Origin of the sequence: Xanthomonas bromi, assembly GCF_900092025.1 — a bacterium.
In the GTDB taxonomy this organism is placed as follows: domain Bacteria; phylum Pseudomonadota; class Gammaproteobacteria; order Xanthomonadales; family Xanthomonadaceae; genus Xanthomonas; species Xanthomonas bromi.
The window spans coordinates 23110-32149 of the sequence record NZ_FLTX01000045.1 but is presented as its reverse complement, the minus strand read 5'-3'; the positions used below and the strand labels follow the sequence as shown (position 1 = coordinate 32149).

3 protein-coding genes and 1 pseudogene are annotated in these 9040 nt (G+C 62.0%); 3 read left to right on the top strand and 1 reads right to left on the bottom strand.

What is annotated here, in order from left to right; translation table 11 throughout:
• Window positions 1-267 precede the first annotated feature (267 nt).
• Window positions 268-1140: a hypothetical protein gene (locus XBLMG947_RS21715; protein ID WP_245228205.1), complete on the top strand. Its 873-nt coding sequence runs from the start codon at window positions 268-270 to the stop codon at window positions 1138-1140.
• Between the two features lie 209 nt (window positions 1141-1349).
• Here the strand turns inward: XBLMG947_RS21715 and XBLMG947_RS23705 are convergent.
• Window positions 1350-2103 (bottom strand): annotated as a pseudogene (locus XBLMG947_RS23705) (transposase); the annotation flags it as partial.
• A 470-nt stretch (window positions 2104-2573) separates the two neighbouring features.
• Between XBLMG947_RS23705 and XBLMG947_RS14700 the strand changes: the two are divergent.
• Together XBLMG947_RS14700 and treS are read left to right on the top strand one after the other, a co-directional pair.
• Window positions 2574-5690, top strand: a complete 3117-nt coding sequence (locus tag XBLMG947_RS14700) for a maltotransferase domain-containing protein (protein WP_065469399.1) — start codon at window positions 2574-2576, stop codon at window positions 5688-5690.
• On the top strand, window positions 5687-9037 hold the full coding sequence (gene treS / locus XBLMG947_RS14695) for a maltose alpha-D-glucosyltransferase (RefSeq protein WP_065469398.1): 3351 nt from the start codon (window positions 5687-5689) through the stop codon (window positions 9035-9037). The genes XBLMG947_RS14700 and treS overlap by 4 nt, the downstream gene beginning before the upstream one ends.
• Window positions 9038-9040: the final 3 nt, after the last annotated feature.

The following is a 9040-nucleotide window of genomic DNA, read 5'->3' as shown; positions in this document are numbered from 1 at the left end:
GTGCCAGGTATCTAAGCGAGGGCGCGGCTAAAAATTAATGAAAATATTTATTTGTATGAAATACATTTTAGTAGTGTGACATCCCCGCGTGAGAAAGTAATGGACCTGCGACACCGAGTATAAAGCCGCAATGCAATGCACTTGCGCAGTGCGCACGACCGATACCTGTATCAGTTTTTACTGATTGATGTTTACGGGACAGATCTGCAAAACATGGAAGTGGCAGATTTGCAACTTAAGTTAATATACTTAATATAAGGAATTTTCATGAAATCCGGAATATATGGCTGCGGTTTAATTTTTCGAAAATTTGCTAGCGGACTTGCACTCATTGTATTGACTGGGCTTACTGGTCCTGCTTTTGCAAATGAACTAAGTATTGGTGCTCGGCCCGCTGAAGTGCCTGCCGACTACGTCATAACCCCATTTGGTTACTTTTCTCCTGACTGCGTGCAACAGATTCATCAGGGAGATCGCATCACGAGCGACGGCGGGATTCAACGCGTCACTGGCTTGCTGGAGCGGCGGAAAGTTTGTAAACAAGACAACTTTACCCGTGATGGCGTGCGTGTCAGACCCGATGGGCGAACTCTGCAGGGAAAAATTGCAAGGTCGAGTGAAAATACCTCGTTGGCGCAGAGCCAGAGAGTGCGGCCCCCAACCATTTCCCAAAGTTGGTTGGCCTATGGCGGTTACTACACGTCCAGCCCGATTGGTCGAATTGTGGCAAGTTGGAAGGTTCCGCCGAATCCAAGGATCCGTTCTAACCAAACGATTTATTATTTCCCAGGCATGCAGGGCGACACGATACTCCAGCCTGTGTTGGGGTATCGGGCGGCATCTAATACCTGGGATCTTAGTAGTTGGAATTGTTGCAAAGATGGAACCGTGCACTTCAGCGATTTTATTCCTGCGAAATCGGGTGATCAAATCGTGGGTGATACTTATTCCACATGTGCGCCCGGTGTCGCCTGCAATCAGTGGAATATCGACACCACAAATATCACGTCTGGCAAAAGCGTAAGATTGACGAGCGTGCCTTACGGTGATCCAGATTTGATCGTAGGAGGAGCTTTGGAGGTCTACGAGGTGAGTAGTTGCGACGAGTTGCCAGATGGAGGCATGCTGACGTTACAGTAATATCGCCGTCTATGATCGAAATATGGGCCGCTTAACTTCTCCACCTTGGGAACGATATGGACCCGATCACTCGGGGCTTACTCCCCAATGCAATTATGACGTACGCACGACAGATACTTCTGTAACCGTTTTATATTGATAGACGTTTCCGCCAGCGAGGAGTTTCAGCCCCTCGCTGGCTGTATCTTAAAGCGCTACTCGGAAAGGTCCACGTCTTCGCTGTTGAGGTTCTGATTCACTTCTATGGCCAAGCGTTCCTTGGTGAAGTTGTTCACGATGGCCAGCGCCCGGAAGCGGCGCCCGTCGAATAATGCATCGGCCACGAAATCCATGCTCCAGACGTGATTGGGACCCGTCAGCACCGTGCGCTCCAGGCGATGGGCTGCAGCATTGTGGCGGCGCGGACGTTTGCTGGTCAGATTGAGGCCCGCTTGGCAATACAGCCGATAGACACGCTTGTGATTGGCCTTCCAGCCCTCCCGGCGCAGCAGCACGAAGATCCGTCAAAAGCCATAGCGCACACGCGCCGCGGCGATCTCTTCGATCCGTCGAAGCAGCGGCGCATCCTCATTGTCCTGAGACCGGTAATACAACGCAGAACGGCTTTGCTTGATGGCCTCGCACGCCCTGCGAATTCCGACGCGATAACGGTCCGCCAGATGGCCCACGAGCGTTTTGCGCTGCGTGGGTCTCAGAACTTTTTTGACAGCACGTCCTGCAACATGACCGTGTCCAGGCTCACATCGGCGACCAGCTGCTTGAGCTTGCGGTTCTCTTCCTCGAGCTGGCATAGCCGGCGCAGCTCGGCAACGCAACGCCCAGCCCACCGAACTTTTTGCGCCACGCATAGAACGTGGCCTGGCTGATGCCCATCTTGAAGCAAAGATTCTCGACCCTTGTACCGGTCTCGGCCTGCTTCAGGGCAAACGCGATCTGCTCTTCGGTGAACGTCGACTGCTTCAATGGCGACGTGCCTCCTTGGGCCTGAGCGTCGCCGAATGTTCTAGGTCTGGCTGGTCCAAGTTATATCGAGTAGGTCGCACCCATGAAGCGTCCGCTCCGACTGCCTACCATGGCGCTTGTCATAAGGCGTGCATCCAAATCGCGCGAGCGACTGCCTGGTGCGATGGCATATACCACCAAAGCCGCGCTTGTTTGATTTTCGTCAATTCCACCGACACATGAAATTCGCAGTGGGAGTGTTTGACTGCACGGGTCAAGAATCGTTGCGGAGTTGCGCATGAGTGCAGTCACGGGTGGCAGGGGCGGTTGGGCGTCGTGCCGGCAAGCGTCAATACGGCAAGGTTCGGTGCGTGTAGGCGGTGGTGTGGCGTGTTGCGGGCAGGGACTCGCGACGATGCCAGAGGGCATGCCTACGCTGGCTTCCGTCGTGACGGTGCGTCTGCGCGCCGTTGTCTGCTGAGGGGGGCGCCATGCGGATCTGTGTTCTCAACGAAGTAACCGAAACGTCTACCGGGCTGGAGCAGCGCTGTGTGGCTGCACGTGAGGCTGGCTGCGATTACGTAGTGATGGCGGCACCGTTCGAGCGCGATGCGGAAGGGCGTTTGGTCGAGCCATCGGCCGACGCGGCGACGCAGACGGAGCGCCTGCAAGCGGCCGTGCAGGCGGCGCGCCGCGCGGGCGTGAAGCTGTTGGTCGATGTGCGGCTGGACGAAGTGGGCGGGGCCAGTGCGGTGGTGCGCGACAACCCGCAGTGGTTCCGCGCGCGCAGCGCGGCGGTGCCGGATCCGCGCCAACCGCGTGCCACGCCGGACGTGGCCGAGGCACGCTTTGCCTATGCGCAGGAAGGTGCGGCGCTGGTGGCGTGGTGGAGCGCGCGCTTGCTGGAGTGGGCCGACCAAGGCGTGGACGGCTTCCGTCTCTTGCAGCCCCAGCAGGTGCCGGTGCAGCGCTGGCGCGAGTTGATCGCGTGCGTGCATGCCCAGGCGCCGGAGGTGGTATTTGCAGCGTGGACGCCTGGTCTGGGACTGGAGGCATTGCAGCAACTGGCCGGCGCCGGGTTCGATGCGGCGTTCTCCTCGCTCGCCTGGTGGGATGGTCGCGGCAGCTGGTTCTTCGATGAAGACACGGCGCTGCGTGCGTTGGCCTCGCAGGTTGTTGCGGTGCTCGATGCGCCCGACGGCCAGCGGGCGGCCTCGCCCGAGCAGCACTGGCAACTGGCACGGGCCTTGGGCGGTGCCTGGTTGCTGGACGATGCGCATCTGGATGCCTTGCCACTGTCGCTCCGCGCAACTGACGGCGCCCCGCCAAGCCTTGCCGGCCTGCGGCTGCGCCCTTTGCTGCGTGAGTCCACCGGGCTCACCGCGGTCGCGGTCGAGCCGCTGGGCGGGTTGCCGTCCTTGCTATTGATCAATGGCGACACGCGCCACGTGGTGCCGGTGCCGGCCTCCGATCTGTTGCGGTTGCTCGGCGATGCCGAGGCCTTGGTGGCCGAAGACGGCCGCAGCCTGTCCGGCGCCACGCTGGAGGCGCTCGAGCCTGGCGAGGTGCGCGTGTATCGCAGCGTGCCGGCGCGCCATGTGCTGGCGGTGCCGCGCATGCGCCCGCGTGCGCAGACGGCAGGCGCCTGGCCGCGGGTGTGCATCGAGTCGGTCACGCCGTCGGTGGATAACGGCCGCTTCCCGGTCAAGCGCACTGTGGGCGACCGCATCTGCGTCGAAGCTGATGCATTTTGCGATGGGCACGACCGCATCTCGGTCGCGGTGCTGTGGCGTCCGGCCGATGCCAAGACCTGGGCGAGCGCGCCGATGCGTGCGCTGGCCAACGACCGCTGGCGTGCCGAGTTCCCGTTGGAGCGCATCGGCACCTATGAATTCCGCGTGGAAGCATGGCGCGATGTCTTCGCCACCTTGCATGCGGACCTGGAAAAAAAGCGCGCCGCCAACACGGTGCTGCCGGTGGACGTGCAGGAAGCGGTGGCGGTCGTGCAAGCCGCACAGGCACGCAGCGATGGCGCGCTGTCCGAGCGCTTGCAGGCAGTGCTCACGCGTATCGGTGCGCAGAGCGAACCTTTGCAACAGTTGGCCATCGTGCTGGAGCCGGACACCGCGCAGGCGATGGCGCTGGCCGACGACAAGCCGTTCCGTTCGGAATATCCGGTCACCTTCCGGGTCGAGTCGGAACGCCGCGCAGCCCACTTCGCCAGCTGGTACGAGTTGTTTCCGCGTTCGCAGAGCGGCGATGTCAACCGACATGGCACGTTCGATGACGTCATCGAGCGGTTGCCGCATATCCGCGCGATGAACTTCGACGTGTTGTACATGCCGCCGATCCACCCGATTGGCTTGAACAACCGCAAGGGCCGCAATAATTCGGTCACGGCGGTGGAAGGTGAGCCGGGAAGCCCGTACGCGATCGGCGCAACCGAGGGCGGCCATACCGAAGTGCACGCCGAACTTGGCGGGCTGGCCGGTTTCCGCCGGTTGATACAGGCCGCACGTGGCCAGGGCCTGGAAGTGGCGCTGGATTTCGCGATCCAGTGCGCGCCGGACCACCCATGGCTGAAAGAGCACAAGGACTGGTTTACCTGGCGCGCGGATGGCTCCATCCCGTACGCGGAAAATCCGCCGAAGAAATACCAGGACATCGTCAACGTCGATTTCTACGCCAGTGGCGCAGTGCCGGACCTGTGGAACACGCTGCGCGATGCGGTGCTGTTCTGGGTCAACGAAGGCGTCACGCTGTTTCGCGTCGACAATCCACATACCAAGCCGTTCCCGTTCTGGGAGTGGTTGATTGCCGATGTGCGCGGGCGGCGGCCCGATGTGGTGTTCCTGTCCGAAGCCTTCACTCGGCCGAAGATGATGTATCGCCTGGCCAAGTGTGGCTTCTCGCAGTCGTACACCTATTTCACCTGGCGCAACCATAAGCACGAACTGCAGGAGTACGTGGAGGAATTGAACGAAGGCGTGCCGCGCGAGTGCTTCCGCCCGCACTTTTTCGTCAATACGCCGGACATCAACCCGCTGTTCCTGCAAACCGGCGGGCGCAACGGGCACCTGATCCGTGCTGCACTGGCAACGACGTTGTCGGGCCTGTGGGGCATGTATCAGGGCTTCGAACTGTGCGAAGCCACGCCGCTGGCGCCAGGCAAGGAAGAGTATCTGGACTCGGAGAAATTCCAGCTGCGCGCCTGGCCCGAGCGCGCGCCCGGCGATATCGTCGACGAGATCACCCGCTTCAATCAGCTGCGGCGCATGCACCCGGAGTTGCAGTCGCATCTGGGCACGCGCTTCTACCAGGCGCATAACGACCAGGTGCTGTACTTCGGCAAATTCCTGGATGCCGGTTACCTGTCGCGTAGCCGCAGCATGGTGCTGGTGGCCATCAATCTGGACCCGCATGCCGGGCAGGACGCCGATATCGAAATCCCGTTGTGGGAGCTGGGCCTGCCCGATTACGCCACCGTTGCCGTGGACGATCTGTGGGATGGGCATCGCTTCGAGTGGCACGGGAAACACCAACACATCCGTCTAGAGGCAACGCGACCGTTCGCGTTATGGCGCATCCGCGCAGGAGAGGTCGCATGAATGCAGTTCCCGCTTTACAGGCCGATGCAGAACAATCGGCCGTGGTGGCCGACCAGCTCTGGTACAAGGACGCCATCATCTACCAGGTGCACGTCAAGTCGTTCTTCGACTCCAACGACGATGGCATCGGCGATTTCCCGGGGTTGATCTCCAAGCTGGACTACATCGCCGAGCTCGGTGTGGACACCATCTGGCTGCTGCCGTTCTACCCCAGCCCACGCCGCGACGATGGCTACGACATCGCCGAATACATGGCGGTGCATCCGGACTACGGCACCATCGCCGACTTCGAACAATTGGTGGCGCAGGCGCATGCGCGCGGTATTCGCATCGTCACCGAGCTGGTGATCAACCACACCTCCGATCAGCATTCCTGGTTCCAGCGCGCCCGCAATGCCCCGGCCGGCTCGCCGGAGCGCGACTTCTATGTGTGGTCGGACACCGACCAGGAATACGAAGGCACGCGCATCATTTTCTGCGATACCGAGAAGTCCAACTGGACCTGGGACCCGGTAGCCGGCCAATACTTCTGGCATCGGTTCTATTCGCATCAGCCGGATCTGAACTTCGATAATCCGGCGGTGCTGGAAGCGGTGCTGGAAGTGATGCGCTTCTGGCTGGATCGCGGTGTGGACGGCCTGCGCCTGGACGCAGTGCCGTATCTGATCGAACGCTCCGGCACCTCCAACGAAAACTTGCCGGAAACCCACGCGATTCTGCGCAAGATCCGCGCCACGCTGGATGCCGAATATCCGGACCGCATGCTGCTGGCCGAGGCCAACATGTGGCCGGAAGACACGCAGCAATATTTCGGCCAGAACGCCGACGAATGCCATATGGCATTCCACTTCCCGCTGATGCCGCGCATGTACATGGCGATCGCGCGCGAAGACCGCTTTCCCATCACCGACATCATGCGCCAGACCCCGGAGATTCCGGAGAGCTGCCAGTGGGCGATCTTCCTGCGCAACCACGACGAGTTGACGCTGGAAATGGTCACCGATTCGGAACGCGATTATCTGTGGCAGACCTATGCCTCCGATCGCCGTGCGCGCATCAATTTAGGGATTCGTCGCCGCCTGGCGCCGCTGCTGGAGCGCGACCGCCGCCGCATCGAATTGATGACCTCCCTGCTGCTGACCATGCCGGGCACGCCGGTGCTGTATTACGGCGATGAGATTGGCATGGGCGACAACATCCATCTGGGCGATCGGGATGGCGTGCGCACCCCGATGCAGTGGTCGATCGACCGCAATGGCGGTTTCTCGCGCGCCGACCCCGCGCAGCTGGTGTTGCCGCCGGTGATGGACCCGCTGTACGGCTTCCAGGCGGTGAATGTGGAAGCGCAGATCCGCGACCAGCACTCGTTGCTGACCTGGACCCGCCGCGTGCTCAGCGTGCGCAAGCGCTACCAGGCCTTCGGCCGCGGCATCCTGCGCTTTCTGTATCCGGGCAATCGCCGCATGCTGGCGTACCTGCGCTGTTATCAGGACGAAACCGTGCTGTGCGTGGCCAACCTGTCGCACACGCTGCAAGCGGTGGAGCTGGACCTGTCCGAATTCGAAGGCCGCGTGCCGGTGGACATCATCGGCGGCGGCAGCTTCCCGCCGATCGGCCGGCTGACCTACCTGCTCACGGTGCCGCCGTTCGGTTTCTATGCCTTTCAGCTGGTCAGCGAAGGCACCTTGCCGGATTGGCATGTGCCCAGCCCGGTACCGTTGCCGGACTACCGCACGCTGGTGCTGCGCAGCGATGCCGACGAGAGCACCGCACTGCTGCCGCATCTGCCCACCTTGGAACACGAAATCCTGCCGGCCTGGTTGTCGGCGCGGCGCTGGTTCTCGGCCAAGGATCAGGCGCTGCGCGGCGTGCGCATCGCGCGGCGTACGCCGCTGCCGGGCGACGAGCCGATGACCTTGCTGGAACTGGACGCGGAGCTGGAAGACGGTCGCCACGAGCGCTATATGTTGCCGATCGGCATCGTGTGGGAACGCGAGCAGCCCAGCACGTTGGCCGAGCAACTGGCGCTGGCGCGGGTGCGTCAGGGTCGTGAGGTGGGCTATCTCACCGATGCGTTTGCGCTCAAGCCCATGGTGCGCGGTGTGATCGATGCGCTGCGCAGCAATGCAGCGCTGGACTTCCGCGATGGCGACGAGCCATCGCAGCAGGGGCAGGTGCGCTTCGAGGCCACCCCGGCGCTGGCGACACTGGAGATTCCGCAGGACCCGGAGATTCGCTGGTTGTCGGCCGAACAGAGCAATAGCTCGCTGGTGGTCGCCGACAAGGCGGTGTTCAAGCTGCTGCGGCATGTGGCGATCGGTGCGAATCCGGAAATCGAAATCGGCCGCCGCCTGACCGAGCTGGGCTACGCCAATGCGGCGCCACTGCTGGGCAGCGTGAGCCGCGTCGACGGCCAGGGCATCATCACCACCATCGCGTTGTTGCAAGGCTTCATCCGCAATCAAGGCGATGCCTGGCGCTGGACACTGGATCATCTGGCGCGCAGCTTCGACGAATACGCCACCGCGCAGACCGATGAAGCGCGCGCCGAAGCCGTTGCTGGCTACGACGCTTTCGCCGCGGTGGTGGGCAAGCGGCTGGCCGAGTTGCACGAAGCGCTGTCGCGCGAGACCGACGATGCCGACTTCGCACCACAACGCATCGACCTGCCCACCGCCAACGATGTGGTGGCCGGCGTGGGACGCCAGGTTGAAGCGATGTGGGACACCGTCAATGCGCGCCTGGCCGGCGGCGAAGACAGCGCCGAGCGCGAAGCGCTGGAAGCGGTGCTGGCCGAGCGCCCGCAGCTGGATGCCTTGCTCGCCAAGGCGCCGAGCGTGCTGGCCGACTCGTTCCTCACCCGCGTGCATGGCGATTTCCATCTGGGCCAGATCCTGGTGGCGTTCGACGATGTGGTGCTGATCGACTTCGAAGGCGAGCCGGCCAAGCCGCTGGCCGAACGGCGCGCCAAGGCCAGCCCGTTGCGCGATGTGGCCGGCTTCCTGCGCTCGCTCGATTACGCCAGCGAAGTGTCTGCACGTGGCGAGGAGGGCACCGCCGCCCGCGCTGGCGTGGGCGTGGACACGCATCTGGACGAATTCCTGGTGCAATTCCGTCGACGCTCCACACAAGCCTTCCTGGACGCTTACCATGCCGTGCTCGACGCCAGCGCTCATCCATGGATTGCGCCGGCGGCGTTCAATGCAGCTACCTTGTTGTTCCTGGTGGAGAAGGCCAGCTACGAAGTGCGCTATGAAGCCGCCAATCGCCCCGGCTGGTTGATGGTGCCGATCGAAGGTTTGCGACGCATCCTGCAACGCGCACGCGCCGATGCAGGAGACACATGATGA

Coding starts and splice junctions, on each gene's coding strand:
- XBLMG947_RS21715 (WP_245228205.1), top strand. CDS start 268: ATGAAATCCGGAATATATGGCTGCGGTTTAATTTTTCGAAAATTTGCT.
- XBLMG947_RS14700 (WP_065469399.1), top strand. CDS start 2,574: ATGCGGATCTGTGTTCTCAACGAAGTAACCGAAACGTCTACCGGGCTG.
- treS (WP_065469398.1), top strand. CDS start 5,687: ATGAATGCAGTTCCCGCTTTACAGGCCGATGCAGAACAATCGGCCGTG.